Source organism: Streptomyces sp. NPDC005728 (assembly GCF_040630895.1).
Lineage (GTDB): Bacteria > Actinomycetota > Actinomycetes > Streptomycetales > Streptomycetaceae > Streptomyces.
Genome location: NZ_JBEXYL010000022.1, coordinates 12,153 through 37,805, shown reverse-complemented (window position 1 = coordinate 37,805; position 25,653 = coordinate 12,153). Strand labels below are relative to the sequence as shown.

Genomic DNA, 25,653 nt, shown 5'->3' with positions numbered 1-25,653 from the left:
GCGCTCCGCCGAGCCGCGTGATCGTGTCAGACTGCTCGCACGCCCCGGACGACGGGGGGGCACGTCGAGCGGAGGAGCAGCACGTGACGGGGACCGAGCCGGCAACGCAGGGAATCGACACCACACGGCCGCATCCGGCGAGGGTGTACGACTGGTTCCTCGGCGGCAAGGACAACTACCCCGTCGACGAGCAGCTCGGCCGGCAGATCACCGCGATCGACGCGGGCGCCCCGCGGGCCGCCCTCGCCAACCGGGCGTTCATGCGCCGCGCCACCCGGGCGCTGGCCGAGGAGACGGGCATCCGCCAGTTCCTGGACATCGGCACCGGGATACCGACCGAGCCCAACCTCCACCAGATCGCCCAGTCCGTCGCCCCGGACGCCCGTGTCGTCTACGTCGACAACGACCCGATCGTGCTGGCCCACGCGAGCGCGCTGCTGCGCGGCACCCCCGAGGGCGTGACCGAGTACGTCCAGGCCGACGCCCGCGATCCGCTCGCCATCCTCGGACAGGCGGCCCGCGTCCTGGACCTCGACCGCCCGGTCGCCCTGTCCCTGATCGCCCTGCTGCACTTCATCGCCGACGAGGACGGCGCCCACGACCTGGTCACCAGCCTGGTCGACGCACTGGCCCCGGGCAGCTTCCTGGTGCTGTCGACGATGACAGCCGACTTCGAACCGGAGAACGTGCAGCGGGGTATCGCCGCGTACGCGGCGGGCGGGGTGACCCTGGTGGCCCGCTCGCACGCCGAAGTGGGCACGTTCTTCAAGGGACTCGACCTCCTGGAGCCGGGGATCGTGTCGGTGGCGGACTGGCGCCCCGCGGAGCCGCCGGCCACCGACGGCCCGATCTCGCTGTACGGTGCGGCGGGCCGCAAGCCCGCGAACTGACAGGCCCTAGGAGAGCGGCAGCGGTATGCCGAGGATCTCGGCGATCGTCCGCAGCACTCCGTTGTCGTTGTTGGACGGGGCGAGGTGGCGGGCCCGGCGGAGGACCTCCGGGTGGGCGTTGGACATGGCGAAGGACCACTCGGCCGCGTCCAGCATCTCCAGGTCGTTGAGGTAGTCGCCGAACACCATGGTCTGCGCGGGCGTGATGCCCAGTTCGCGCTGGAGGCCGCGCAGGGCGGCGCCCTTGTCGGCGCTGCGGTTCATGACGTCGACCCAGTGCTCGCCGGAGACGACGACCTGGTGGGTGGCGGTGAACGCCTCGAGGGCCGGGGCGGTGGTGTGCTCGGCGGGGCCGAAGTCGAAGAGCGCCACCTTGATCACGTCGTCCTCGACGGCGGTGACGTCCTCGACGATCCGGTGCTCGACGTAGTACTTGCGCACCTCCGCCAGGAAAGCCTCGTCGGTCCGCTCGACGTACGCCGACCGCTTGCCGCAGACCACGGCGCCCACGTCGACGCCGTCCGCGACCAGCCGCCGTACCGTCCGGGCCAGGTCCGCTGCGACGGAGCGCTCCAGCGGGTCGGAGCTGAGTTCCACGCCGTCACGGACCACATAGGTGCCGTTCTCCGCGATGAACACCATGCCCTCGGCGACCTCGGCGAACTGCCGCGCCAGCGTGGCGTACTGGCGGCCGCTCGCCGGGCTGAACAGCACCCCGCGGCGACGCAGTTCGGCGAGCATCGGCCACAGGCCGTCGGGTATCCGCTTGGCGTCGTCCAGCAGGGTGCCGTCCATGTCGGTGACGACGAGCCGGATGTCGGCGGAGCCGGCGGACGGGACGGGGGGTTCGATGAGGGGCGCGGGCGTGGCGGGCATGTCCTTCTTCCGGCCGGGAACGGGTTACGGGGTGGGCGGGTCGGGAGCCTACGGGTGCGGGCGGGTCGGGAGCCTACGGGTGCGGGCGGCTCGGGAGCCCGGGGTGCGGGCAGGTGGTATCCGCCGGGTCCAGTGTTCCCCATGCGCGGCGATGCCCCGGAGAGTGCCCGAACCGTCATGGTGCGCGGTTCCCGGGACAGCGCGATCAAGGGGGCGGCACAATGACGGCGGACAACCGCACGTGAGAAGGGCGGCGACGTGAGCGAGGGCCATTCCCCGACGGCCGGATCCCCGAGGCTGAACACCTCCGTGGCGCACAACGCGCGGGTCTGGAACTACTGGATCGGCGGCAAGGACAACTACGAGGTCGACCAGCGCGTCGGCGAGCACGTCGCCGGGATGTTCCCGGTGATCCGGGCGGTGGCCCGCGCGGACCGGGACTTCCTCGGGCGGGCGGTGCGCTTCCTGGCCGCCGAGCGCGGGCTGCGCCAGTTCCTCGACGTCGGCACCGGACTGCCCACGGTCGACAACACCCACGAGATCGCCCAGCGGATCGCGCCCGAGTCGCGGATCGTGTACGTCGACAACGACCCGATCGTGCTGGTGCACGCCCGTTCGCTGCTCACCAGCTCTCCCGAGGGCGTCACCGACTACATCGACGCCGACGTGCACGAGCCGGACGCCATCGTCCGGCGCGCCGCCGAGAGCCTCGACCTGGACCGGCCGGTCGCGGTGATGATGCTGGGCATCCTCAACTTCGTGATGGACACCGACGAGGCCCGGGACATCGTGCGGCGGATCATGGCGGCGGTCCCCTCCGGCAGCCACCTGGTGCTCACCCACCCGACCTACGACGCCGAGGCGGGCGGCGAGGGCAACATCGCCGCGATGGAGTTCTGGAACGCCAACGCCACCCCGCCGATCACGGCCCGCAGCCGCGCCGAGATCGCCTCGTTCCTCGACGGTCTGGAGCCGGTCGAGCCGGGTCTGGTGCCGTGCTCGCAGTGGCGCGCCGAGCCGGATGCCGCCGTGGTACCGCAGTACGGCGCGGTGGCCGTGAAACCCTGACTCCGGCCCCGCGGGGGCCGAGCCCGTCGAGGAGGACGTATGACCACCCTTGCCGACCCCGTGCCCGGCGGGCGCCCCGGCGATCTGAGGCGGGTCGCCGCCCTCACCGCCGGCCTGGCCGCGCAGGGTGTGCACGGAATCGTCCTGGCCTATGTGGACACGGCGGGCATCGGCCGGGTCAAGACGATCCCGACGGCACGGCTGGAGGCGGCCGTGGCGTGGGGCGTCGGCATGTCGCCGGTGTTCGACACGTTCCTCGCCGACGACTCCATCGTCACCACCGACGTCCTCGGCTCCCCCGACGGAGACCTGAGGCTCTACCCCGACCTGGACCAGCTCGTCGCGCTGGCCGGGCAGCCCGGCTGGGCGTGGGCGCCCGTGGACCGGATCACGCAGGAGGGCGAGCGCCACCCCGGCTGTGCCCGCACCTTTCTGCGCCGGATCGTCGCGGACGCCGCCGACCGCCACGGCATCGCCTTCAAGGCGGCCGTCGAGGTCGAGTGGGCGGTCGGGCTCGGCTCGGCGCCCGGCGGGGAGTTCGTCCCGGCGGTCTCAGGACCGGCGTACGGCGCGGTCCGGCAGGTCGAGCTGAGCGACTACACCGCCGATCTGCTGGCCGCGTTCGCCGCACAGGGCGTGGACGTCGACCAGATCCATCCCGAGTACGCGGCCGGGCAGTTCGAGGTCTCGGTGGGCGCGCTGGACCCGGTGGCGGCGGCCGACCGCAGCGTCCTGGTGCGGCAGACGATCCGGGCGGTGGCGCAGCGGCACCGGCTGCGGGTCTCCTTCGCGCCCGCGTTCCTCCCCGAGGGTGTCGGCAACGGCGGCCATCTGCACCTGTCCTGCTGGCGCGACGGCGTGAACCTGCACTCCGGCGGCGAGGGCCGGTACGGCATGACGGCCGGGGCGGAGTCGTTCGTGGCCGGGGTCCTCGCCCACCTGCCCGGGCTGACGGCGGTGACCGCGCCCAGCCCGGCCAGCTATCTGCGGCTCAGACCGTCCCGATGGGCGGGGGTGTTCACCGCCTGGGGCCGGGAGACCCGCGAGGCCGCGCTGCGGATCGTCACCGGCACGGCCGGGCGCCGGGACCAGGACGCCAACATGGAGATCAAGCCGGTCGACCTGGCCGCCAACCCGTACCTCGCCCTCGGCTGTGTCATCGCCGCCGGCCTCGACGGGATGACGGCGTCCCGGCCACTGCCCGAGGAGATCACCGGGGACCCGGCCCGCTACGGCCCGGACGAGGCGGCCACCCGCGGGGTGGAGCGCCTGCCGGTCTCGCTGCCGCAGGCCGTCCGGGAGTTCGGTGCCGACCAGGTGCTGCGGGCCGCTCTGGGCCCGGTCCTCGCGGACGCGGTGGCCGCCGTACGGCTCGGCGAGGCGGCGGCCGTGGACGGACTGGACGACGCACAGGTGGCGGCCGCCTACCGCTGGACGTACTGACGATGCCCGCCCCCGGCCCGGTCGGCCCGGTCCACGAGGCTCTCGCCGCGCTGCCGCTGGTCGACCACCACTGCCACGGCGCCGTGACGGCCGACCTCGCGCCCGAGGAGTTCGAGTCGCTGATCACCGAGGGTGGGGCCTGGCCGGGAATGTCGACCTTCGACAGCCCGGTCGGCGTGGCCGTCCGCCGCCACTGCGCACCCCTGCTGGACCTGCCCCGGCACGCGCCCGCCGCCGACTACCTGGCCCGGCGCTCCGCCCTCGGCTGGCGCGAGGTCAACCGCCGCTTCCTGACCGCCGCGGGCGCCGAGGCCTTCTGCGTCGACACCGGCTACGCCCCGCACCCCGTCACCTCCCCCGCCGGACTCGCCGCGGCCGCGGGCGCCGCCGCCTTCGAGGTCGTACGGCTGGAGCAGGTCGCCGAGGCCGTGGCCGCGCGGGGCGTGGAGGCGGGCGAGTACGCGGCCCGGTTCCGGGCTGCCGCCGAGGAGGCCGTACGACGGCCCGGCGTGGTCGCGGTGAAGTCGGTGGCCGCCTACCGCACCGGCTTCGCGCTCGCCCCCGAGCGCCCCACGGAGGCGGAGGTGGCAGACGCGGCCCGGCGCCGGCTCGCGGACGGCGGGCGCCTGACCGACCCGGTCCTCGTACGGCATCTGCTGTGGACGGCCGTCGAGCTGGGCCTGCCGCTCCAGCTCCACACCGGTTTCGGCGACGCCGACGTACGGCTGCACCGCGCCGACCCCGCCCTGCTCACGGACTGGCTGCACCTGACGGCCGGCACGGTCCCGGTGCTGCTGCTGCACTGCTGGCCGTACCAGCGGCAGGCCGCCTTCCTGGCCACGGTGTTCGAGCACGTGTACCTGGACGTCGGCCTGGCCCTGCACTACACCGGTCCGGCCCGCTCCCGGGCGGTGCTGGAGGAGGCACTGGAGATCACCCCGTTCCGCAAACTGCTGTACAGCTCGGACGCCTATGGTGTGGCCGAGTTCCACCACCTGGGCGCACTGTCCTTCCGGAAGGGATTGGCCGAATTGCTGCAAGCCCGGATGGACGCCGACGAGTTGAGCCTGCCCGACGCCCTGCGCATCGCGGCCTGGACGGGCCGCGACAACGCCCGCCGACTGTACGGACTGCCCGCAAACGATCCGTCCCGCGACTGAGCGGGCGCCCCACCCGGAAAGTATGATCAAGCAATGTCTGACATGACCGAAACCACGCCCGGCTGGCTGACCACGGACGAGCTGGAAATGGCCAGGGCCCGGATGCCGATCCTGTACGTCGAGGCCGTGCCCGTCCGCGTGGACGACAGCGGCGAAGTCACGAGCATCGGACTGCTGCTGCGTATCGGCCCGGACGGAACGGTCAGCCGGACCCTGGTCTCCGGCCGCGTCCTGCACCACGAGCGGGTCCGCGACGCGCTGCTGCGCCATCTGGAGAAGGACCTCGGCCCGGTCGCGCTGCCCCGGGTGCCGGCCTCCCTGCAGCCGTTCACGGTCGCGGAGTACTTCCCGACGTCCGGCATCACGCCGTACCACGACCCGCGCCAGCACGCGGTGTCCCTCGCCTACGTCGTCCCGGTGACCGGCGACTGCCGGCCCCGGCAGGACGCGCTGGACCTGGTGTGGTTCAGCCCGCAGGAGGCCGCTTCGGAGGCCGTGCAGGGCGAGATGCCGGGCGGGCACGGGGTGCTGCTGAAGCAGGCCCTCGCCCACGTCGGCGTCGTGTCCTGACGCCCGTGCCCTTGCTGCCGGCGGTCAGGCGGCAAGGGCAGCGGCCGTCACCTCTCCAGCTGCCCGGTGGCCCAGCGGGCCCAGTCCCGCTCCATCTCGGCCCAGCGCAGTCCGTACTCCAGGGCGATGCGTCCGTTGACGGTCAGCGGTCCGTCCTCGCTCTCCAGGGCGGTCCGCAGCGCCGCGAGCCGCTCGTGGTCGGCGGTGGCCCTCCCCTCCCGCTCGGCGAGGATCGCGCGGGCCTGCTCCGGCGTGGCCAGGTTCAGGAAGAACACCTTCAGCAGCAACTCGTTGCGACGCGGCGACTGTTGTGTGGGCGCCGTCAGCCAGTCGTCCAGCTCCTTACGCCCCTGTGCGGTGATCGTGTACTCCTTGCGGCGGCGCGGGCCCTCGGCCGAGACTTCGACGCGTCCGGCCTCCGCGAGCCGGTTCAGCTCCCCGTACATCTGACTCTGCGTGGCAGGCCAGACGTGGGCCAACGACGTGTCGAAGAGCTTCATGAGGTCGTAGCCGCTGGCGGAACGGTCGGCCAGCAGGCCGAGGAGTGCGTGGCGAAGACTCATACCCCCACCGTAACTCCACCATTGACATGTCGCATCCAACCTCTTAACTTCGACATGTCAGTAGTGGAATATCGTCGGATCACCACACCGGATCCGGTCCTCACCCCTCGGAGGGGTCTGCAATGCACTACCTGCGCGGCTTCGCCCCCTGGATCGTCTACGCCTGCCTCTCGCCGCTCGGCTGGCAGTGGAGCGCCCTGGCCGGCCTGGTCACGGGCCTGGCCCTGATAGCGGTGAACCTCAGGGCGGGCATGGCCCCGGACGCGCTGATCCTCGAGTGCAGCACGGCCGTCTTCTTCGTCGCCCTGACCGCGGTGGCCTTCGCCGCCCCGCACTCCTCCGTCTCCCACTACGGCGGGGCCCTGTCCTTCGCCTGGCTGGCGGTGACCTCCTGGGCCACTCTCGCCCTGCGCCGGCCCTTCACCCTCGGCATCGCCCGCCGTACGACTCCGGAGAAGTTCTGGCACACCCCGCAGTTCCTGCGCATCAACGTCGTCATCACGGCGGCCTGGGCGGCGGCCTTCACCCTGACCGCCATCGCCCTGACGGCCTGCGGCCTGGCCGGCGCCGGCACGGGTCTCAAGATCACGATCCAGGTGCTGGGCTTCGCGGCGCCGGCCGTGTTCACCGCCCGGTACCCGAAGATCATGCAGGCGCGCTACGCACGGATGTCGGCCACGGGCTGACGACGGCCGGCGCAGCTGAGCGGGTGTGGCGTGCCGCTTGTGGAGCAATGGCGGTCTGTCCGGATCCACCGTGCCACGCTGTGGTCTCGACTTGATCGGGATCGTGTCAGGAGTCCGGAATGCACCACGCGACCAGGCGCTCGTGATGGAGGGAGGCAAGGAGGGGAGCGGAGGGAAGGGACGGGGCGAGCCGCGGCAGCCGCACCTCCCCGAACTGCACGTGCGCCTGCGTTCCGAGCTGGGCCGGATCGACGAGCAGTTGCGCGACCTGCTCTCCGCCATGCACCGCCTCCAGGGCCTGCTGGACGCGGTGGTGGCGATCACCCGTGAGGTGGAACTGCCCGGGGTGCTGCACCGGATCGTGACCACCGCCATGGATCTGGTCGGCGCCCGCTACGGGGCCCTCGGCGTACTCGGCGAGTCCGGCGAGGGCCTGCAGCAGTTCATCCCGGTCGGCCTGTCCGAGCAGGAGCGCGCAGCTCTGGCCGAGACCGGCCTGCCTCGCGGTCGGGGTGTACTCGGTCATCTGATCCACCATCCCGACCCCCTGCGGGTCGACGACATCCCGGCCCATCCGTCCTCTGCCGGGTTCCCGCCGGGCCATCCGCGCCTGCGCACCCTGCTCGGCGTCGCCATCACCGTGCGCGGCGAGATCTACGGCGACCTCTACCTCTCCGAGCGACTCGACGGACAGCCCTTCGACATCCACGACGAGAACGTCGTCGTCGCCCTGGCCAGCGCCGCCGGCATCGCCATCGAGAACGTCCGCCTGTTCGAGCGGGTGCGGGTCGGAGCCGAGCAGTTCCAGCGGCTTCTGCTGCCCACCCTGCCCGATCTGCGGCCCTTCACCGCCGCCGCCGTCTACCGGCCGGCCGCCGAGCCCAGCCAGCTGGGCGGGGACTGGTACGACGCCATCCCGCTGCCCGACGACGTCGTGGCGGTGGTCATCGGTGACGTGGTCGGCCACGATCTGCGGGCCGCGGCCGCCATGGCCTCCACCCGGAACATGCTGCGGGCGCTGCTGTTCGACCAGAGCCGACCACCCGGCGCGGTCCTCGCCCAGCTCGACCGCGCCCTGGAGGCCATCACGAACAATCCCGTCACGACCACCACGCTGGCCCGCATCGAACCGGAGGGGTCCGGCTGGCGGCTCCACTGGAGCACCGCCGGCCATGTCCCGCCGCTGCTGATCACCCGGGAACGCCGAGTGGAGTACCTGTTCGCCGAGCCCGGACTGCCGCTCGGCGTCGACACCACGCAGCCACGCCCCGACCACTCCCGGCCCCTGCCCCCGGCCGCCACCGTGGTCTTCTTCACCGACGGCCTGGTCGAACATCCCGACCACTCCATCGACGAGAGTCTGAACCAGCTGGCCGAGCTGGCCGCGGCCCATGCCGCCCTGCCGCTGCCGGAGTTGGTCCAGGCACTGGCCGATCACCACCCCAGCGACGGGCACGACGACATGGCCATCGTCGCGCTGCGCACCCCGCACGCCTGACCCCGGGCGCACCGCTGCCGTGGAGGATCCGGGGAACCCGACGGATGATGGGCTTCGGGGCGAGGTCGACACGGAGGTCGCCCGATGACAGTCGTGCGGCGTGAGCAACTCCGGCGCGGTGGGTTGACCGCTCTGGAGGTGGGAGTCATCGCCGCGCTGTATTTCGGCTCGGCCAAGGCGGGACTCCTCCAGCAGCTGGTGCGGGGCCAGGTCACCCCGCTGTGGCCGCCCAGCGGTATCGCGGTGGCGAGCCTGCTCCTGCTCGGCCTGCGGGCCTGGCCCGGGATCGCACTCGGCGCGTTCCTGGTGAACGTGTCCCTGGGGCCGTCGCTCCTGGCCGTGCTCGCGATCGCGGCGGGAAACACCCTCGCGCCCGTCTGCTCCTACGCGCTGCTCCGCCGTACGGGGTTCCACAACGAACTGGACCGATTGCGGGACGCGCTCGCGCTGGTCTTTCTCGGTGCGCTCACCGGGATGCTGGTCAGTGCGACGACAGGAACCGGGACCCTGATGCTCTCGGGTGTTCTGAGCACCGGGGACTTCTGGCCGACCTGGTCGGTCTGGTGGACCGGTGACGCGATGGGTGTGCTGGTGGTGACGCCGTTCCTGCTCCTCCTCCGCTCGGCCCGCCCGCCGAGGAACGTTCCGGTGTTCCGATGGGTGGAGGGGCTGCTGCTGGTGGCGGCCACGGCCGCCGTCGGCTTCGTCGAGACCGGTCACGCGCCCCTTCTGTTCCTCGGTTTCCCGCTGCTGATCTGGGCGGCCTTCCGTTTCCAGCTGGCCGGGGCCGCGCCCTGCGCACTGGCCGTGTCGACCTTCGCGATCATCACCGCCGGCCAGAGGGCAGGCCCGTTCGCCGGTCGCGACCTGCTCACCAACATGATCACCCTCCAGGCGTTCAACGGTTCTGCCGCGCTGACCGCGCTGCTCCTCGCGACCGTGGTCAGCGAGCGGAACCAGACCCAGCGGGAGATCGCGCGCGCCTGCACCCAGATCGCCGGGATGGTGGCCAGGATCGCCACCGGCGAGCACCGCGCGCTGCGCGCCGACGGGGAGGATCCCGCGAAGGCGGTGGGAGAGCCCCGGACACGAGAAAGGCCGCCCTCTCATTCCTGAGAAGACGGCCTCCGACCGGCGTTGAAGCTGGTCGGGACGACAGGATTTGAACCTGCGACCCCTTGACCCCCAGTCAAGTGCGCTACCAAGCTGCGCCACGTCCCGGTGCCGTTTGACCTGGGGTTTCCCCGGTCGAAACGCGCAGGGAAACAATACCGCACTCGGGTCGGTGGTCGCGCACCCGTTTCCGGTTGACCTCAAGCTTGGTTGAGGTTGCACGATCTCGGCATGAAGATCACAGCGGCCGAGAGCCGCGCCCACGGCTATGCCGACCTGCCCCGGCTCATGGGGCTGATGACGGGCGACGAGAAGCACGGCCCCGCCGCCACCTCCACCCTCGACGTGTTGTGGGTGCTGTACGACCGGGTGCTCCGGGTCACGCCGGAGCGGCGGGAGGACCCCGCCCGGGACCGGTTCCTGCTGAGCAAGGGGCACGGGCCGATGGCGTACTACGCGGTGCTGGCCGCGAAGGGTTTCGTCCCCGTCGACTGGCTGCCGGGGTTCGGGGCGTACGACTCCCCGCTCGGGCATCACCCCGACCGGGTGCTGGTGCCGGGTGCCGAGATCGGCAGCGGGTCGCTCGGGCACGGGCTGCCGATCGCGGTGGGCACGGCCCTGGGGCTGCGCGCACAGGGGTTGCACGAGCCGGGCGTGTGGGTGCTGATCGGGGACGCCGAACTGGACGAGGGCAGCAACCACGAGGCGATCGCCTTCGCCGGGCCCGCCGGGCTCGAGCGGCTGCACACCGTGGTGATCGACAACTCCTCCGCCAGCCACGCCCGGCCCGGCGGGATCGCGGCCCGGTTCGAGGCCGCGGGCTGGTCCGCGGTGACCGTCGACGGGCGGGACCACGAGGCCCTGTACGCCGCGTTCACCGCCCCGCATCCGGGGCGCCCGCACGTGGTCGTCGCCCGTGTCGAGCCGAAGAGCGCCTGATCCCTCCCGTCCGTTCCGTGGAACGCAAGAAACCCAGTGAAAGGTCCATCGTCATGGACACCATGCGTGACCGTTTCGCCCCTGTCGTCTCCCGGCTGCTGGACGAGGACCCGCGGGTCGCGGTCGTCCTCGCCGAGATCGGCAAGGACGGCTTCGCCGAGGCCCTGCGCCGGCATCCGGACCGGGTGATCAACGTCGGCATCCGCGAGCAGCTGCTGGTGGGGTCGGCCGCCGGACTGGCGCTCACCGGGCTCAGGCCGGTCGTGCACACCTTCGCCAGTTTCCTCGTGGAGCGGCCCTTCGAGCAGGTCAAACTGGACTTCGGGCACCAGGACACCGGGGCGGTGCTGGTGAGCGCGTCCGCCTCCTTCGACTGGCCGGCCGGCGGCTACACCCACATGGCGCCCGGCGACGTGGCGCTGCTCGACACCCTGGACGGCTGGACCGTACACGTCCCCGGGCATCCCGACGAGGCCGAGACGCTGCTGCGGCGCGCGGTCGCCGCGGGGGACGACAAGGTGTACGTCCGGCTCAGCGTGCAGGCCAACCGGCAGGGGCTTGCGGTCGACGGGGAGCACTTCCGCACGGTCCGCGAGGGGCGCGCCGGTGTGGTCGTCGCCGTCGGGCCGGTGCTGGACGCGGTGCTCGCCGCCACGCAGGACCTGGACGTGACCGTGCTGTACGCGACGACCGTGCGGCCCCTCGACGCGGCCGGGCTGCGCCGGGCCACGGAGGCGGCGGGCACGGACGTCGTGCTCGTGGAGCCGTACCTCGCGGGGACGTCGACGGCCGCCGTGAGCGAGGCCCTGGCCGATGTGCCGCACCGGGTGCTCGCGCTCGGCGTCGGCCGCCGTGAGCTGCGGCGGTACGGCACGATCGAGGAGCACGTGGCCGCGCACGGTCTCGACGCACGGAGCCTGCGGGAGCGGATCGGCGGGTTCGTGGGCGTGGGGCGGGCGTCCGTACGGGCTTGACCCGTACGGACGGCTCAGGGCGCGGCCGGCGGCTACGCGCTCCCGGCCCCCTGCTTCAGTGCGTGTGCGCCTGGCCGTCGGCCCGCACCAGCCCCCGTATCGCGGGGACCGCGAGCAGGGCCGCCGCCACGGCCAGGCTGGTCGCGGCGGACACCAGGAGGACGTGATCGGCGCCCAGGGCGCCGGCCGCGGGGCCCGCGAGGGCCTGGCCCACGGGCATCATCGCGAGGGAGCCGGCCACGTCGTAGGCGTGGATGCGGTTGAGGACGTCGGACGGCACCTGGGTCTGCACGCTGGTCGCCCACATCACGCCCCAGAACGACAGTCCGGCCCCGGCCACCGCCGCCCCGGCCGCCATGGCCGGCACGCCGAGTCCGGCGCCGACGGCCGCCGGGAAGCCGAAGAAGGCGAACAGGGCGAACGCGCCGGCCCGCAGCATGCGGCGGGGGCGCAGTCTGAGGGCGAGCAGGCCGCCGACGACCGTGCCGGCGCCGAGGGCCGAGTTGACCAGGCCGTAGGCGCGGGGACCGTGCTGCTGGACCACCTCGGTGGCCACCAGCGGGACCGTCGGCCCCCATACGGCGATCATGTACACGCACCACACCGCGATCACGCCCCACAGCCAGGTCCGCGACCGGAACTCCCGCCAGCCTTCGACCAGGTCGGCCCGGAAGGCGCGCAGGCCGGGACCGGTGGTGCGGGCGCCCTCGGGAAGCGGGGGCAGTCTGAGCAGCAGCAGGCACAGCGCGCTGACGGCGTAGGTGGCGGCGTGTGCGGCGAACACACCGCCGGGCGAGGCGAAGCCGACCAGGAGGCCGGCGACGGCCGGGCCCGCGAGCTGCGCGGCCGACTCGGCGATGCGGACGGCTCCGTTGGCGCCCTGGACGTCGGTGGCGAGCCGGGGCACCGTACTGGCCACCCCCGGCTGGAAGACGGCACCGGCCACACCGTTGACGACACCGATGACGCAGATCTGCCACAGGACCACCTGCCCGGCGAAGAACAGGCCGGCGGCGAGGGACTGGGCGACGAGCCGGACCAGGTCGGCGCCGATCATCAGCCTGCGGGTGCTGAACCGGTCCGCGATCACCCCGCCGAAGACGACGAGTCCGGCGAAGGCGGCGGCCGTGGAGGCCATGGCGAGGCCGACCGCACCCACACCGTACCCGTGCTCCAGCAGACCGGCGGCGAGGGCCACGGGCAGCATGGTGTCGCCGAGGCGGGCGACGGCCCGGGCGACGAAGAAGAGGCCGAAGTCCCGCGACCAGACGGCCGGGGCCGCGGGACCGGCGCCGGTCCTGCGCCCGGCCCGGGCAACAAGGTCTCGCCGTGCGTCCGTACCGGTCACTCCTGCACTCCCCTGCCTGCCCCCGGGCATACCCGCCGCGCGGGATCATGCCACGCCGTCCCCGTGCCCGCCGAGGGGTTTTCAGCGGCCGCCGGGCAGGCCCAACTCGGGGTAGGCGTCCAGGAGTCGGGGCGGGGCGGCCTGGCGCCAGGAGTCGGCGAGGATGTCGCGCAGCTCGCCCTCGCCCTCCAGGGCGGCGAGTCTCGCTCTCACCCAGGCGAACTGGGCCTCGTGGCCGGCGATCCAGAACTTCCTCGGCTCGGCCATGACCAGTTCGTCGCGCTCCTCCTTCGGACAGCGCACGGCGATGGACGTCTCGTCCTCCGGGAGCGTGGCGAACATCTTCCCGGCCACCCGGAACGTGGGCATGCTCCAGGCGACCTTCTCCGTGGTGTCCGGCAGGGACAGGGCGATTCGGCGTACGTCTTCGGCATCCGGCATGCCACGCACGGTAGCCCCTGCCACTGACAGTCACCCCGCCGCCGGCCCTGCTGCCCCGGCGGTCACCGGGCGAGGGGACCCACCCGCTTGTAGTAGAGGGTCGTCGGGCGAAGCGTGCCGGACGGGTCCGCCGCGTAGTCGGGGATGGTGCCGGCCGCGGTCCAGCCGGCCGAGCGGTACAGGTGCTCGGCGGGGCTGCCGGTCTCGGTGTCCAGGTGGAGGAGGGTGATGCCGGTGGCGGCGGCCGCGTGCTCGGCTGTGGTGAGGAGCCTGCGGCCGAGGCCCTGCCCGCGCGCGGAGCGGTGCACCATCAGCTTCACGAGTTCGGCGCGGTGGCGGCTGTTCGGCTTGTCGGGCAGGGTCAGGCTCACCGTGCCCGCGACGCGGTCGGTGCCGTCCACGGCCACCCACACCGCCAGCCGGCCGGCCGCCACCGCGCCGGCTCGCTCCCGCCACCAGGCGGCTGCCTCGGCCCGCCCGAGCGGTGCGAGGAAGCCGACGGAGGCGCCCCCGGCCACGGTCTCGGCCAGCAGATCGGCCAACTCGGCGCTGCCGTCCCGCACTTGAGCGTCGCTCCAGCGCAGCACCCTCATGGCCGGACCACCGCCAGCACATAGCGCGCCTCTTCGGGTCCGGCGCAGCGGAACCTCGTCGGTCCGAAGACGCGCATCCGCAGGCAGTCGCCGGCGTCGAGGCGGTGGCCCGTGTCGCCGACGGTCACCTCCAGCGCGCCGTCGAGGACCCACAGGTGCTGCTCCAGGCCGGGCACGGGCGGGCGGTCGTACGCGATGTCGGCGCCCGGGGTGAGCCGGCCCTCGACCAGTTCGCCGCGCAGGCCGGCGTGCGGCGGGGACACGGACCGGCGGACGAAACCGGAGGCGCGGTCCTGCCACACCTGCTGCTCGGCCGCCCGTACCAGCGGGGCGGGCTCGGCCTCGACCTCGCTGAGCAGCTGGGACATGGTGCGTCCGTAGACATGGCACAGGCGGTTGAGGAGGGCCGCGGTGGTGCTGATCTCGGCGCGCTCGGCCCGGGACAGGGTCGACCTGCTCACCGAGCTGCGCTCGGCCAGCTCGCCCAGGGACCAGCCGTGCTCGGCCCGCAGGGCGGCCAGCCGGGCACCGATCCGGGCGTCGACGGGGTCGGGACCTTCGATTCTCATATCCGGCACGCTATCCCGCATATGAGACGGCCTTGTTACGGAAGGCTCACGCCTGCACCGCCGCCTCCCCCAGGGCCTCCAGCACCTGGCGGATCAGCGGGTGTCCCTCGGCTCCGCGCCGTACGGCCGCGAAGACCCTGCGGGTGGGGGCCACGCCGTCGACGGGCCTGACGACCACACCGGTGAGGTCCATGCCGCGCAGGGCCGAGCGCGGCACGAGGGCCACGCCGGCGTCGGCCGAGGCCAGGGCGACGACGGCGCGGAAGTCATCGGAGGAGTGTTCGAGGCGGGGCTGGAACCCGGCGCTCTCGCAGGCGAGGACGACCACGTCGTGGCACGGGTTGCCGGGGTACGGGCCGATCCACACGTCCTTGGCCAGCTCGGCGAGCGGCACCTCGGGGGCGTCGGCGAGACGGTGGCAGACCGGTACGACCGCGTCGAACGGCTCGGCGTACAGCGGCACGTGGGTGAGCCGGGGGTCGTCGGCGGGCGGGGCGCCGCGGTACTCGACGGCGACGGCGACATCCACCTGCCGGTCCAGGACCATGGGCAGGCTGGCGTCGCCCTCGGCGTCCTGGACGCGGATGCGTATGCCGGGCGCCGAGGCCGAGAGGCGGGCCACGGCGGGCGCCACCACCTGGGCGATGCCCGTCGCGAAGGCTGCCACGGTGACCGTCCCGGCCTCCCCCGAACCGTAGGCGGCCAGTTCCGCCTCGGCCCGCTCCAGCTGCGCGAGCACCGCGTTGGTGTGGCTGAGCAGGATCTCGCCGGCCGGGGTGAGCCGGACGCCCTTGGCGCTGCGCTCGACCAGGCGGTGGCCGGTCTCCTGCTCCAGGGCCGTCAGCTGCTGGGAGACGGCGGACGGGGTGAGATAGAGCGCGGCTGCCGCCGCCGTGACCGTGCGGTGGTCGGCCACCGCACGGAGGATGTGGAGCCGCCGCGCTTCGATCATGCGAGCAATTATCTCAAGCCGTCCGCGGCGGCCGGGGCTCGACCCGGCCGCGCCGATCAGGCCTCCAGCTCCGCCCGGGCTGCCACGAACGCGTCCACGGCACGGTTGACGTCCTCGGTGGAGTGCGCGGCGGACAGCTGGACCCGGATACGGGCCTGGCCCTGCGGGACGACCGGATAGGAGAAGCCGATCACGTACACGCCCCGCTCCAGCAGCAGTTCCGCCAGGCGGGCCGCCTTGGCCGCATCGCCGATCATGACGGGCGCGATGGCGTGGTCGCCGGGAAGGATGTCGAAGCCCTCCTCGGTCATCCGGCTGCGGAACAGCGCGGTGTTCTCGGCGAGCCGCACGCGCAGGTCGTCGGCCGACTCCAGCAGGTCGAGGACCTTCAGCGAGGCGGCGGCGATCACGGGCGCGAGGGTGTTGGAGAACAGGTACGGGCGGGAGCGCTGGCGCAGCAGGGCGACGATCTCGGCGCGGGCGGCGACGTAGCCGCCGGAGGCGCCGCCGAGCGCCTTGCCGAGGGTGCCGGTGATGATGTCGACGCGGTCCATGACGCCGTGCAGCTCGGGGGTGCCGCGACCGCCGGGGCCGACGAAACCGACGGCGTGCGAGTCGTCGACCATGACCATCGCGTCGTAGCGGTCGGCGAGGTCGCAGATCTCGCCGAGCGGGGCCACGTAGCCGTCCATGGAGAAGACGCCGTCGGTGACGATCAGACGGCGGCGCGCGTCCTGCGCCTCCTTGAGCCTGGCCTCCAGGTCCGCGAGGTCCCGGTTGGCGTAGCGGAAGCGGCGGGCCTTGGACAGGCGGATGCCGTCGATGATGGAGGCGTGGTTGAGGGCGTCGGAGATCACCGCGTCCTCCTCGCCGAGCAAGGTCTCGAAGACACCGCCGTTGGCGTCGAAGCAGGAGGAGTACAGGATCGTGTCCTCCTGGCCGAGGAACGCGGACAGCCGCGCCTCCAGCTCCTTGTGCACGTCCTGGGTGCCGCAGATGAAGCGCACGGAGGCCATGCCGTAGCCCCAGCGGTCCAGCGCCTCGTGGGCGGCCGCGATCACCTCGGGGTGGTCGGCGAGGCCGAGGTAGTTGTTGGCGCAGAAGTTGAGGACCTCGCCGGGGCGGCCGCCGGCGGTGACGTTGACGGTCGCGGACTGCGGGCTGCCGATGACCCGCTCGGGCTTGTGCAGACCGGCGGCACGGATCTCGTCGAGGGTGGCGCGCAGGTCGTCACGGACAGAGGTGAACATGAGGAAGCTCCTAAAGCTGTACGAGAGTTACGCAGTCCAGTCGAGGATGACCTTGCCGCCCGTGCCGCTCGCCGCGTCGGCGAAGGCCGCCTCGAAGTCGCGGTAGCCGTACCGGCCGGTGATCACGGGGGCGAGGTCCAGGCCGCCCTCCAGCAGGACCGACATCGCGTACCAGGTCTCGAACATCTCCCGGCCGTAGATGCCCTTGATGGTGATCATCGAGGTGACGATCCGGGCCCAGTCCACCGCGAATTCCTGGGACGGCAGGCCGAGCATGGCGATCCGGCCGCCGTGCGTCATGTTGGCGATCATGTCCCGCATGGCCTCGGCCCGCCCGGACATCTCCAGGCCGATGTCGAAGCCCTCGCGGAGGCCCAGCTCCCGCTGGCCGTCGGCGATCGAGGTCCGGGAGACGTTCAGGGCGAGGCTGACGCCGATCTTGCGGGCGAGGTCCAGTCGCTCCTCGCTGACGTCGGTGATGACGACGTTGCGGGCGCCGGCGTGCCGGGCCACGGCGGCGGCCATCAGGCCGATCGGGCCCGCGCCGGTGATCAGGACGTCCTCGCCGACCAGCGGGAAGGACAGCGCGGTGTGCACGGCGTTGCCGAACGGGTCGAAGATCGCGGCGACGTCCAGGTCGACGGGGATGCGGTGCACCCAGACGTTGGAGGCGGGCAGCGCGACGTACTCGGCGAAGGCGCCGTCCCGGCCGACGCCGAGACCGACGGTGGCCCGGCACAGGTGGCGGCGGCCGGCCAGACAGTTGCGGCACTTGCCGCACACCAGGTGGCCCTCGCCGCTGACCCGGTCGCCGACCCGGATGTCGGCGACGTCCCGGCCGATCTCCACGACCTGGCCGACGAACTCGTGCCCGAGCACGAGCGGCGTGCGGATGGCCTGCTGAGCCCAGCCGTCCCAGGCCCGGATGTGCAGGTCGGTGCCGCAGATACCGGTCCGCATGACCTTGATCAGCACATCACCGGGGCCGATGACGGGCTCGGGTACGTCCGCGAGCCAGAGCCCGGGCTCCGCCTTCTCCTTGACCAGCGCCTTCATCGGTACGGCTCCCTGGGGGTGAGGTCCCGACCACAGGCATGCCGAAGAAGCCCGCACCGGGTCAGAGGGGTGGAATCACCCTGCAATCTGCCGTATGCGCGGGCCGGGGTCCATCGAGCTTTTCTTAACCACCGCCTCAGCTTTCCTTCACGCCTCCCGGATCCACACCGCGTCCCGTCCCTGGAACGCCTCAGATCGGCAGCCCGTCGTCCGCGGACCGTTCGATGCGTACGGCGAGTTCGGCGGCCAGTGCCTTGATGGTCTCCAGCCCCGTCCGCCCCCAGGCCCGGGGCGCGACGTCGGCGGCGCACACGGTGCCGAGCGGCATGCCGGAGCTGTCGATGAGCGGGGCGCCGAGATACGAGCGGATGCCGTACTCGTCCACGACCGGATTGCCGGCGAAGCGGGGATAGTCGCGGACGTCCTCCAGCACCAGGGCCTTTCGGCGGACCACCACATGGGGGCAGAAGCCATGGTCACGCGGCATGACACGCCCCACCTCGGGCCTGCTGCCGTCCTCCCGGACCACCGGCGCCGTCAGCGGGATGCACAGGCCCGCGAAGAACTGGTGGTCCTCACCGATGAAGTTGACCATGGCGTACGGCGCCCCCGTGAGCCGGGCGAGATGGTCCGCGAAGGCGTCCAGGGCGGGTTCGGGCCGCTGCCCCAGGCCGAGTCTGTGCAGTCTGCAGATGCGGGCGGGGGCCTCCTTGTCCTCGGGGGTGAGCAGCAGACCCCGGACCGGACGGGACGGCTCGTAGCTCATGGCCGGGCTCCGGCGCTGTGGGCGTGTCTCATGGGGCGGCTCCATGGGAGGTGTGGCTGGGTCACATGTGGGCGCCGTGGCTCGGTGTCGGCGCGGGGGCGTGGGCGATGAGGTGGCGTACGAGAGTGAGCAGGGTCTGCACACCGGAGCTGGAGATGCGGGCGTCGCAGCGGACGACCGGGATCCCCGGGTCGAGGTCGAGGGCCGCGCGCACCTCCTCCGGGTCGTAGCGGAAGCCGCCGTCGAACTCGTTGACGGCGACGATGAAGGCGAGGCCGCGCTCCTCGAAGAAGTCCACCGCCGCGAAGCACTCCTCCAGGCGGCGGGTGTCGGCGAGGATGACCGCGCCGAGCGCCCCTTCCGACAGCTCGTCCCACATGAACCAGAACCGCTCCTGCCCCGGCGTGCCGAACAGGTACAGGACGTGCTCCGGATCGAGGGTGATCCGGCCGAAGTCCATGGCGACCGTCGTCTCGACCTTGTTCTCGATGCCGTCGAGGTTGTCCGTGGCGGCGCTGACCGTGGTGAGCAGTTCCTCGGTGCTGAGCGGGGCGATCTCGCTGACCGCTCCCACGAAGGTGGTCTTGCCGACCCCGAACCCGCCCGCCACCAGGATCTTGAGGGCGGTCGGGAACGGGTCAGAGCTGTCGTCGTAGTCCATCGAGCACTGCCTCCAGCAGAGACCGGTCAGTGGGGTTGTGGTGGAACGCGGGGGGCTTGGTGGTCAGCGCCCCGCAGTCGACGAGGTCCGAGAGCAGCACCTTGGTGACCACGGCGGGCAGTTTCAGATGCGCGGCCACCTCGGCCACCGAGACGGGCGCCCGGCACAGGTCGAGTGCCTGGGCGTGCTCGGGGCCGAGGTAGCCGAGCGGGGTGACGCCGGTGACCATCACCTGCGACATCAGATCGAGGGCGATGCTGGGCTTGGTGCGGCCGTTGCTCACCGTGAACGGGCGCACCAGCCGCCCGGCCGCGTCGTCGAGCCACGGTCCGTCGCCGGCTGCGGCCACGGTCAAGGCCTCATCGCCGTGGAATCGACGGCGTGCTGCCGGGGTGCGGTCACCAGGTACGGGCGGACGCTCTTGACCAGCATCGCCATCTCGTAACCCAGCACGGCGGCGTCGGCCTCGCGGCCGGCGAGCACGGCGAGGCAGGTCCCGGAGCCGGCGGTGGTGACGAACAGCAGCGTCGAGTCGAGTTCGACGACGACCTGACGGACGTCCCCGCCGTCACCGAACCGGACGCCCGCGCTGCGGCCGAGGGAGTACAGGCCCGAGGCCAGGGCCGCCATGTGGTCGGCGCTGTCGGCATCGAGGCCGTGCACGGACTTCACCAGTCCGTCGCAGGACAGGAGCACCGCGCTGGAGGTGTGCGGTACGCGCTGCACGAGGCCGCTCAGCAGCCAGTCGAGGTCGGATACCTGGGCGGTCGGCGCATCGCTGGCCATGGTGGATCGACTCCTTGAGGTACGAACGTCTACGGGAGCGCTGGGGGTGGGGGTGAGTACGGGACTGATGAGGGTGGTCATCCGGCCGGTGCGCTCCCGTCGGACCGGCCGATGCCCTCGGATGCGGGCGCGTGGGCGTGCGTGTGGGGTATGGGCGCTGGGGCCAGGGGGTTCGGCCCGCCTATGGGGTTCGCGCCCATGGAGTCGGCGCCCAGGGGGCCCCTGTCGCCATGTGTTGGGCCCACCTGGGGCGAGGCCGTGGCCGGTGCCCTGTGCGCCGGGCCCGCGGAGCCCGCGTTCCGGGAGTCCATGTACGCGGACTCCATGTGCGCAGACTCCATGTACGCGGAATCCATAGGCGCGGAATCCATGTGTCCAGGCGCCCTGTGTGTGAAGTCCGCACTCGGCGAATCCCCGTACGCCGACTCCATGTTCTGCTGTGCCTCGGCGAGCCCGATCCCGCGCTGGAAGGCCGCCATCAGGCCGGGGTCGTGCCCTGCGACGACGTCGCCGTCCTGGCGGGGAGCCGGGCCGCCGCGCAGTTGGGGAACGATGTGCTCCTGGGCCCGTCGGCGGGGCAGTTGGGGCTTGCCCATGGTGCCGCGGACCGCGCCGCTGCGCGGGACGGGCAGGGTGCCGGCGTGGGCCTCGACCGCGGGCCGGTCCTCCGCGCTGATGCCGGGCAGGGCCTCGGCCGGGTTGGCCCGCTGCTCATGGGAGCCGCGCACGGGGAGCGGTGGCGGTGAGCCCGCCTCGTGCGTACGCCCGCTCTCCGCGCCCCCGTTCGGGACACCCTCGCCCCTGGCGGCGCCGCTCCGTCCGGACCCGCGCTGCGCGTGCCGCCGCCGACCGCCGGCCTGGCCCTGTCCGGCCCCGCCCTGCCCGCCGGCCCGCTCCTCGGCCCCTGCACCGCCTGCACCGCTCGCACCGGCGTTGCCGCCCAGGCGCGCTCCGGCCTCGGCTCCCGGTCGGCTCTCCGCGGCCCCGGCGTCTGCGGCGGCACCCCGCGCTCCGGCGAGCGATCCTGCTGTTCCCCCGCTCCGGTCCGGGACCCTGTTGCCGGACTGAACCACCCCAGAGCCATGCGGGAGTTGGGGTGAGGCCACCGCCAACTGTCCGGTCGCCGCCGGGACCTGGGACGGGGACACGGATCCGTGGACCGCCGGTGCCTGCGCGGGCACCGAACCCAACAGGGCCTGCGGGACCACGAGTACGGCCTGCACACCGCCGTAGATGTTGGTCTGCAGCCGCACGGTGATGCCATGGCGCCGGGCGAGCTGGGAGACGACGTAGAGACCGATACGGCCGTCGGCCAGCAGGCTCGCGACGTTGACCTGGTCGGGGTCGGCGAGCAGTGCGTTCATCTTGTTCTGCTCGCCGACCGGCATGCCGAGTCCGCGGTCCTCGACCTCCACGGCGAGCCCGGAGGTGACGAGGTTGGCGCGGAGCAGCACCTGGGTGTGCGGGGCGGAGAACACCGTGGCGTTCTCGACGAGTTCGGCGAGCAGGTGGATGACGTCGGCCACGGCGTGGCCGCGCAGTTCGCCGTCGATGGGCGGCACCAGCTTGACCCGGGAGTACTGCTCGACCTCGGCGATGGCGGAGCGCAGCACCTCGGTCATGCTCACCGGGTTGCTCCACTGCCGGCGGGAGACGGCGCCGCCGAGCACGGCGAGGTTCTCGGCGTGCCGCCGGATGCGGGTGGCCAGGTGGTCGACGTGGAAGAGACCCTTGAGCAGGTCGGGGTCCTCGATCTCGTTCTCGAGGTCGTCGAGGATCGAGATCTCCCGGTGCACCAAGGACTGGAGCCGCCGCGCGAGGTTGACGAAGACCTCGAGCTTCTGCTCGCTGCCCGCCTGGCTGGAGAGCTGGGCGGCTTGCACGACGGCGGTGACGGCGCCGTCGTACGCGCGGGCGAGGTCGGCGGCGAGCAGCTCGAAGTCGTCGGCGTCCCCGGGCGGCCGACGGCGCTGCCCCCGCTGCGGCGGGGTCTCGCCGCGGCGCAGTGCCTCGACGAGGGCACGCAGATCGGCCTCGCCCCGGGCGGCGCTGCGCCGCAGGGCGCCGAGGCGCTCGCTCACCACGCGGGCGGCGCGGTCCGCGGCGACGGCGGCGATCAGGATGCCCGCGACGGTCACCGCGACCGCTCCGGCGAGCACGGCCCACAAGGTGAGGCCGGGGCGTGTGCCGGTGGAGCGGATGCTGAACAGCACCGCCGCGCTGGCGCTGAGCGCGACCGCGACGGGCGGGAGCACGGCGAGTCGCATGAGCTGGGGCCGTATGTGCGTCTCGGGCAGTGCGGGAGCGGGTCGGGCGACCGGTCGTCCGTGCCGTCCGCCCTCACGGCGGTCGGCGCGGGCGGCCGGTGCACGGAGGTGAGACATCTGCGTCCTCGTACTGGTCCGTCGGGCTGCCATCCGGACACTCACAGTAGTCGCCTGCGCATCATGTGCGGTGGGCAGTTGACAAAGTCACCCGGAGAGGGTCCCGCTCTGGTATGAGGCTTCGTACGACAGACCGATAACCGTGCAGCATCGGTTCGACCAACCCGAAAAAGATCGATACGACCTGGTCAAAAGCGGTCAGTCAAAAGGTGAAGGGATCTGGGGGTTCACGCCCCTCCCGACCCCGCCGCGCGCACCCGTCACCCGACCGGGGTCCGCCCGCCGCTGTCACCGGGCCACCCGAGCCGCCCGCGCCGCCGGCAGTCCACACGGCGGAAATGTCACACAGAGTATTGGCCTTGGCCTTGACTCAAGGCGGCAGCCCGGCCCGTCACACTTCCTCGTGCGCCGGGCTGCGTGCGGTCGACGTCAGCGGTCACCCGCGAAGTCGAGATCGCCCGCCCGCTCCTCGGCGGGGGCCTCCACCGGCTTCGGCCGACGCCACGGTCGCGCGATGGGGCTCGACACGGTCCGCCACCAGGGCTGCACCGGGAGGTCACCGGCAGGCTCGAAGGGCTCGCCCGGGCGGGGCAGTGCCACCGCCTGGCCGGCCTCCTCGGCGGCGTCCTTGGTCCACTCGCCGGGTTCGGCCCAGGCGTGCGGGGCGAGGTTGAAGGTGCCCCAGTGGATCGGCAGCAGCACGCCGTGCGGGACACCGCCCTGGAGGTCGAGGTGAGCACGCAGGCCTTCCTCGGGAGTCATGTGGATGTCGGGCCAGAACTCGCTGTACGCGCCGATCTGGATCATCGTGGCGTCGAACAGGCCGTGGTCCGCGCCGATCTCCGTGAAGCCCTCGAAGTAGCCGGTGTCACCGCTGTGGTAGATCCGGTGCTCCTCGCCGGCGACCACCCAGGACGCCCACAGGGTGTGCTGGGTGTTGCGCAGGCCGCGGCCGCAGAAGTGGCGGGCCGGGGTGGCGGTGAGAGTGAGTCCGCCGATCTTGGCGGACTCGTGCCAGTCGAGCTCGCGCAGCCGGTCCGGGGACACGCCCCAGTGCTCGAGGTGGGCGCCGACACCGAGCGGTACGGCGAACACGGTGTCCGTGCCGGCCAGCCCCTTGATCGTGGGCATGTCCAGGTGGTCGTAGTGGTCGTGCGAGATGACCACCACGTCGACCGGGCCCAGCGCGGCCAGCGGCAGCGGCACGGGGTGCAGCCGCTTGGGCCCGGCGAAGGGGAACGGGGAGCAGCGCTGGCCCCAGACGGGGTCGAACAGGACGCGGTGCCCGTCGATCTCCACGAGCACGCTGGAGTGGCCCATCCAGGTGACCCGCAGACCCGTGACGGGCGGTTTGGCGAGGTCGGCCAGGGTGGTGGCGTGCACCGGGACGGTGCCGCGCGGGGCGCGCAGGGGCCTGATGTCCTTGTCGAAGAACACCTTGGCGAAGTCCACCATGGAGCCGGCGGGCCGGGTGCGGGCGGTGCCGCCGGGGTTCTGGAAGACGCCGTCCTTGAAGTGGGGGGAGCGGCGGATGCGGGTGAGGCGCTCACCGCGCGGTTCCGCGCCGAAGGCCTCGGGCTGAAGCACGCCGAGCCCGAAGCTCTGGGAACGCAAACCGGTCACGGTACCTCCAGGTGGAGTCGCTGAGGCCGTCCATTATGGTCGGCCCCTCCGACAGTCCGGCGCGGGTGCGTCACAGCCGGGCGTCCGGCACACGGTGCTGACACCGATTCCGCACGTTGACACGTCCCCCGCCCCCTCCGAATACTGACTCACGATTCAGTAATCGTCACCGGGAGATCCCATGACCGCCCCCCTGATGTCGCTCGTCTGGACCGACCACATCACCGGCCGCCGGGGTTTCCTGGTCGTCGACCGGCTGGTGCGCGGCGTGGCCAGCGGCGGGCTGCGGATGCGGCCCGGCTGCACTCTGGAGGAGGTCGCCGGGCTCGCCCGCGGCATGACGATGAAGGAGGCCCTGCACTACAACCCCGAGGGCCGCTACGTCCCCCTGGGCGGCGCCAAGGGCGGCATCGACTGCGATCCGCAGGCCCCGGAGGCGTACGGGCTGCTCGTGCGCTACCTGCGTGCCATGCGGCCGTACATCGAGAGTCTCTGGACCACCGGTGAGGACCTGGGCCTCTCCCAGGACCTGGTGGACCGCGCGGCCGCCGAGGCGGGCCTCGTCTCTTCCGTCCAGGCCGTGTACCCGCTGCTGGACGACGAGACGGCGGCCCGGACGCGACTCTCGGACGCCTTCGCGGTCGAGGTCGACGGGATCGGCCTGGACGAGCTGGCGGGCGGCTGCGGGGTCGCCGAGTCGGTGCTGGCGGCCCTCGACCGGGCGTCGGTGCCGTACCGGGGCACCCGGGTGGCGGTGCAGGGCCTGGGCACGATGGGCGGGGCCACGGCCCGCTTCCTCGCGCGCGCGGGGCTCACCGTGGTGGCCGTGGCCGACATCAAGGGGACCCTCGCCAACCCGGAGGGTCTGGACGTCGAGACGCTGCTGGCCGCGCGGGACGCGTACGGCACCGTCGACCGCTCGGTGCTGCGCCCCGGCGACCGGGAACTGCCCGGTGACGCGTGGCTGTCCGCCGACGCGGAGGTGCTGGTGCCGGCGGCGGTGTCGTACGCGATCGGCACCGCCGAGCAGGAGCGGATCACCGCCCGCTGGATCGTCGAGGCCGCCAACATGCCCGTCCTGCCCGAGGCGGAGGCGCTGCTGGCCGCGCGCGGGGTGACCGTGCTGCCGGACGTGGTGGTGAACTCCGCCACGAACGCCTGGTGGTGGTGGACGCTGTTCGGCGACATCGGCCCGGACGCCGACGAGGCGTTCGCGCACATCCGCCGCTCGATGCGCGCCCTGGTCGGCCTGATGCTCACCCGGGCCGAGACCGACGCGACGACCCCGCGCGCCGCCGCCCACGCCCTGGTGACGGACCGCCTCCCGGTGATCGCGGAGCGCTTCGGGTGGTACCGCTGACGGGGGCCGGGCGGCCCTCCGGCCCGGTGCGCGAAGTGGCCTGGGGAACCAGGCCGTTTCGGCACCGGTCCGGCCGACGGACTA

The 25,653-nt window shown here is 72.6% G+C and carries 26 protein-coding genes and 1 tRNA gene; 11 read left to right on the top strand and 16 right to left on the bottom strand.

The annotated features are described in order from the left end of the window. Positions 1–83: 83 nt before the first annotated feature. A complete protein-coding gene (locus ABZ471_RS17220; RefSeq protein ID WP_359067248.1) occupies positions 84–890 on the top strand; it encodes an SAM-dependent methyltransferase in 807 nt (268 codons plus the stop codon). Between the two features lie 6 nt (positions 891–896). Here the strand turns inward: ABZ471_RS17220 and ABZ471_RS17215 are convergent, their stop codons facing one another. Continuing rightward, positions 897–1,766 (bottom strand): Cof-type HAD-IIB family hydrolase, encoded by an 870-nt coding sequence (locus ABZ471_RS17215; protein ID WP_359067246.1) that lies wholly within the window; start codon positions 1,764–1,766, stop codon positions 897–899. 258 nt (positions 1,767–2,024) lie between these two features. On the opposite strand from ABZ471_RS17215, the gene ABZ471_RS17210 reads away from it, so the two are divergent. The 4 genes from ABZ471_RS17210 to ABZ471_RS17195 are packed head-to-tail and all read left to right on the top strand — an operon-like array spanning position 2,025 to position 6,007. Continuing rightward, on the top strand, positions 2,025–2,834 hold the full coding sequence (locus ABZ471_RS17210; protein ID WP_359067244.1) for an SAM-dependent methyltransferase: 810 nt from the start codon (positions 2,025–2,027) through the stop codon (positions 2,832–2,834). Positions 2,835–2,873: 39 nt separating this feature from the next. Then, positions 2,874–4,277 (top strand): glutamine synthetase family protein, encoded by a 1,404-nt coding sequence (locus ABZ471_RS17205; protein ID WP_359067242.1) that lies wholly within the window; start codon positions 2,874–2,876, stop codon positions 4,275–4,277. 2 nt (positions 4,278–4,279) lie between these two features. Then, a complete protein-coding gene (locus ABZ471_RS17200) occupies positions 4,280–5,437 on the top strand; it encodes an amidohydrolase family protein (protein ID WP_359067240.1) in 1,158 nt (385 codons plus the stop codon). A 42-nt stretch (positions 5,438–5,479) separates the two neighbouring features. Next, positions 5,480–6,007: an NUDIX hydrolase family protein gene (locus ABZ471_RS17195; RefSeq protein WP_359067397.1), complete on the top strand. Its 528-nt coding sequence runs from the start codon at positions 5,480–5,482 to the stop codon at positions 6,005–6,007. A gap of 47 nt (positions 6,008–6,054) precedes the next feature. On the opposite strand, the gene ABZ471_RS17190 is transcribed toward ABZ471_RS17195, so the two are convergent. Beyond that, on the bottom strand, positions 6,055–6,570 hold the full coding sequence (locus tag ABZ471_RS17190) for a PadR family transcriptional regulator (RefSeq protein ID WP_359067238.1): 516 nt from the start codon (positions 6,568–6,570) through the stop codon (positions 6,055–6,057). Positions 6,571–6,692: 122 nt separating this feature from the next. Here ABZ471_RS17190 and ABZ471_RS17185 point away from each other — a divergent pair, with 122 nt between their 5' ends. The 3 genes from ABZ471_RS17185 (at position 6,693) to ABZ471_RS17175 (ending at position 9,870) form a co-directional block, all read left to right on the top strand. Next, on the top strand, positions 6,693–7,256 hold the full coding sequence (locus ABZ471_RS17185; protein ID WP_359067236.1) for a hypothetical protein: 564 nt from the start codon (positions 6,693–6,695) through the stop codon (positions 7,254–7,256). Positions 7,257–7,401: 145 nt separating this feature from the next. After that, positions 7,402–8,754, top strand: coding sequence for a GAF domain-containing SpoIIE family protein phosphatase (locus ABZ471_RS17180; RefSeq protein WP_359067234.1), 1,353 nt, complete (start codon positions 7,402–7,404; stop codon positions 8,752–8,754). An 84-nt stretch (positions 8,755–8,838) separates the two neighbouring features. Further along, on the top strand, positions 8,839–9,870 hold the full coding sequence (locus ABZ471_RS17175) for an MASE1 domain-containing protein (protein WP_359067232.1): 1,032 nt from the start codon (positions 8,839–8,841) through the stop codon (positions 9,868–9,870). A gap of 28 nt (positions 9,871–9,898) precedes the next feature. On the opposite strand, the gene ABZ471_RS17170 is transcribed toward ABZ471_RS17175, so the two are convergent. After that, positions 9,899–9,975, bottom strand: a tRNA-Pro gene (locus tag ABZ471_RS17170). 123 nt (positions 9,976–10,098) lie between these two features. Here ABZ471_RS17170 and ABZ471_RS17165 point away from each other — a divergent pair. Next, positions 10,099–10,806 (top strand): transketolase, encoded by a 708-nt coding sequence (locus ABZ471_RS17165; RefSeq protein WP_359067230.1) that lies wholly within the window; start codon positions 10,099–10,101, stop codon positions 10,804–10,806. A gap of 53 nt (positions 10,807–10,859) precedes the next feature. Continuing rightward, positions 10,860–11,780: a transketolase gene (locus ABZ471_RS17160; protein ID WP_359067228.1), complete on the top strand. Its 921-nt coding sequence runs from the start codon at positions 10,860–10,862 to the stop codon at positions 11,778–11,780. Positions 11,781–11,835: 55 nt separating this feature from the next. Here ABZ471_RS17160 and ABZ471_RS17155 read toward each other — a convergent pair whose 3' ends face one another. The 13 genes from ABZ471_RS17155 to ABZ471_RS17095 form a co-directional block, all read right to left on the bottom strand. Next, positions 11,836–13,128: an MFS transporter gene (locus tag ABZ471_RS17155; protein ID WP_359067226.1), complete on the bottom strand. Its 1,293-nt coding sequence runs from the start codon at positions 13,126–13,128 to the stop codon at positions 11,836–11,838. Between the two features lie 81 nt (positions 13,129–13,209). After that, positions 13,210–13,569, bottom strand: a complete 360-nt coding sequence (locus tag ABZ471_RS17150) for an MmcQ/YjbR family DNA-binding protein (protein WP_359067224.1) — start codon at positions 13,567–13,569, stop codon at positions 13,210–13,212. A gap of 62 nt (positions 13,570–13,631) precedes the next feature. After that, positions 13,632–14,162, bottom strand: coding sequence for a GNAT family N-acetyltransferase (locus ABZ471_RS17145; protein ID WP_359067222.1), 531 nt, complete (start codon positions 14,160–14,162; stop codon positions 13,632–13,634). Then, on the bottom strand, positions 14,159–14,731 hold the full coding sequence (locus ABZ471_RS17140; RefSeq protein WP_359067220.1) for a helix-turn-helix domain-containing protein: 573 nt from the start codon (positions 14,729–14,731) through the stop codon (positions 14,159–14,161). The genes ABZ471_RS17145 and ABZ471_RS17140 overlap by 4 nt, the downstream gene beginning before the upstream one ends. Before the next feature lie 46 nt (positions 14,732–14,777). Beyond that, complete coding sequence (locus ABZ471_RS17135; RefSeq protein WP_359067218.1) at positions 14,778–15,683, bottom strand: LysR family transcriptional regulator; 906 nt, start codon at positions 15,681–15,683, stop codon at positions 14,778–14,780. A 56-nt stretch (positions 15,684–15,739) separates the two neighbouring features. Further along, entirely contained in the window at positions 15,740–16,933 is a 1,194-nt protein-coding gene (locus tag ABZ471_RS17130) for a glycine C-acetyltransferase (protein WP_359067216.1), read from the bottom strand. A gap of 27 nt (positions 16,934–16,960) precedes the next feature. After that, positions 16,961–17,989 carry an L-threonine 3-dehydrogenase gene (gene tdh / locus ABZ471_RS17125; protein ID WP_359067214.1) on the bottom strand — a complete coding sequence of 343 codons (1,029 nt, stop codon included), beginning with the start codon at positions 17,987–17,989 and terminating at the stop codon, positions 16,961–16,963. A gap of 190 nt (positions 17,990–18,179) precedes the next feature. Next, complete coding sequence (locus ABZ471_RS17120; RefSeq protein ID WP_359067212.1) at positions 18,180–18,755, bottom strand: GAF domain-containing protein; 576 nt, start codon at positions 18,753–18,755, stop codon at positions 18,180–18,182. Positions 18,756–18,816: 61 nt separating this feature from the next. Continuing rightward, positions 18,817–19,416 (bottom strand): ATP/GTP-binding protein, encoded by a 600-nt coding sequence (locus tag ABZ471_RS17115; RefSeq protein ID WP_359067210.1) that lies wholly within the window; start codon positions 19,414–19,416, stop codon positions 18,817–18,819. Continuing rightward, positions 19,394–19,765: a DUF742 domain-containing protein gene (locus ABZ471_RS17110; protein WP_359067208.1), complete on the bottom strand. Its 372-nt coding sequence runs from the start codon at positions 19,763–19,765 to the stop codon at positions 19,394–19,396. Before ABZ471_RS17110 ends, ABZ471_RS17115 begins: the two co-directional genes overlap by 23 nt. A gap of 2 nt (positions 19,766–19,767) precedes the next feature. Further along, positions 19,768–20,202: a roadblock/LC7 domain-containing protein gene (locus tag ABZ471_RS17105; protein WP_359067206.1), complete on the bottom strand. Its 435-nt coding sequence runs from the start codon at positions 20,200–20,202 to the stop codon at positions 19,768–19,770. Between the two features lie 77 nt (positions 20,203–20,279). Beyond that, positions 20,280–22,586 (bottom strand): ATP-binding protein, encoded by a 2,307-nt coding sequence (locus tag ABZ471_RS17100; protein WP_359067204.1) that lies wholly within the window; start codon positions 22,584–22,586, stop codon positions 20,280–20,282. 429 nt (positions 22,587–23,015) lie between these two features. Beyond that, complete coding sequence (locus ABZ471_RS17095) at positions 23,016–24,209, bottom strand: MBL fold metallo-hydrolase (RefSeq protein ID WP_359067202.1); 1,194 nt, start codon at positions 24,207–24,209, stop codon at positions 23,016–23,018. Positions 24,210–24,390: 181 nt separating this feature from the next. Between ABZ471_RS17095 and ABZ471_RS17090 the strand changes: the two genes are divergently transcribed. Then, a complete protein-coding gene (locus tag ABZ471_RS17090; RefSeq protein WP_359067200.1) occupies positions 24,391–25,569 on the top strand; it encodes a Glu/Leu/Phe/Val dehydrogenase dimerization domain-containing protein in 1,179 nt (392 codons plus the stop codon). The last annotated feature ends 84 nt before the right edge of the window (positions 25,570–25,653 follow it).

Excerpts from the sequence above, each read along its gene's own strand:
- ABZ471_RS17215 (WP_359067246.1), bottom strand. The coding sequence starts at position 1,766 with ATGCCCGCCACGCCCGCGCCCCTCATCGAACCCCCCGTCCCGTCCGCC.
- ABZ471_RS17205 (WP_359067242.1), top strand. The coding sequence starts at position 2,874 with ATGACCACCCTTGCCGACCCCGTGCCCGGCGGGCGCCCCGGCGATCTG.
- ABZ471_RS17200 (WP_359067240.1), top strand. The coding sequence starts at position 4,280 with ATGCCCGCCCCCGGCCCGGTCGGCCCGGTCCACGAGGCTCTCGCCGCG.
- ABZ471_RS17195 (WP_359067397.1), top strand. The coding sequence starts at position 5,480 with ATGACCGAAACCACGCCCGGCTGGCTGACCACGGACGAGCTGGAAATG.
- ABZ471_RS17190 (WP_359067238.1), bottom strand. The coding sequence starts at position 6,570 with ATGAGTCTTCGCCACGCACTCCTCGGCCTGCTGGCCGACCGTTCCGCC.
- ABZ471_RS17185 (WP_359067236.1), top strand. The coding sequence starts at position 6,693 with ATGCACTACCTGCGCGGCTTCGCCCCCTGGATCGTCTACGCCTGCCTC.
- ABZ471_RS17180 (WP_359067234.1), top strand. The coding sequence starts at position 7,402 with ATGGAGGGAGGCAAGGAGGGGAGCGGAGGGAAGGGACGGGGCGAGCCG.
- ABZ471_RS17175 (WP_359067232.1), top strand. The coding sequence starts at position 8,839 with ATGACAGTCGTGCGGCGTGAGCAACTCCGGCGCGGTGGGTTGACCGCT.
- ABZ471_RS17165 (WP_359067230.1), top strand. The coding sequence starts at position 10,099 with ATGAAGATCACAGCGGCCGAGAGCCGCGCCCACGGCTATGCCGACCTG.
- ABZ471_RS17160 (WP_359067228.1), top strand. The coding sequence starts at position 10,860 with ATGGACACCATGCGTGACCGTTTCGCCCCTGTCGTCTCCCGGCTGCTG.
- ABZ471_RS17150 (WP_359067224.1), bottom strand. The coding sequence starts at position 13,569 with ATGCCGGATGCCGAAGACGTACGCCGAATCGCCCTGTCCCTGCCGGAC.
- ABZ471_RS17145 (WP_359067222.1), bottom strand. The coding sequence starts at position 14,162 with ATGAGGGTGCTGCGCTGGAGCGACGCTCAAGTGCGGGACGGCAGCGCC.
- ABZ471_RS17140 (WP_359067220.1), bottom strand. The coding sequence starts at position 14,731 with ATGAGAATCGAAGGTCCCGACCCCGTCGACGCCCGGATCGGTGCCCGG.
- ABZ471_RS17135 (WP_359067218.1), bottom strand. The coding sequence starts at position 15,683 with ATGATCGAAGCGCGGCGGCTCCACATCCTCCGTGCGGTGGCCGACCAC.
- ABZ471_RS17130 (WP_359067216.1), bottom strand. The coding sequence starts at position 16,933 with ATGTTCACCTCTGTCCGTGACGACCTGCGCGCCACCCTCGACGAGATC.
- tdh (WP_359067214.1), bottom strand. The coding sequence starts at position 17,989 with ATGAAGGCGCTGGTCAAGGAGAAGGCGGAGCCCGGGCTCTGGCTCGCG.
- ABZ471_RS17120 (WP_359067212.1), bottom strand. The coding sequence starts at position 18,755 with ATGAGCTACGAGCCGTCCCGTCCGGTCCGGGGTCTGCTGCTCACCCCC.
- ABZ471_RS17115 (WP_359067210.1), bottom strand. The coding sequence starts at position 19,416 with ATGGACTACGACGACAGCTCTGACCCGTTCCCGACCGCCCTCAAGATC.
- ABZ471_RS17105 (WP_359067206.1), bottom strand. The coding sequence starts at position 20,202 with ATGGCCAGCGATGCGCCGACCGCCCAGGTATCCGACCTCGACTGGCTG.
- ABZ471_RS17100 (WP_359067204.1), bottom strand. The coding sequence starts at position 22,586 with ATGTCTCACCTCCGTGCACCGGCCGCCCGCGCCGACCGCCGTGAGGGC.
- ABZ471_RS17090 (WP_359067200.1), top strand. The coding sequence starts at position 24,391 with ATGACCGCCCCCCTGATGTCGCTCGTCTGGACCGACCACATCACCGGC.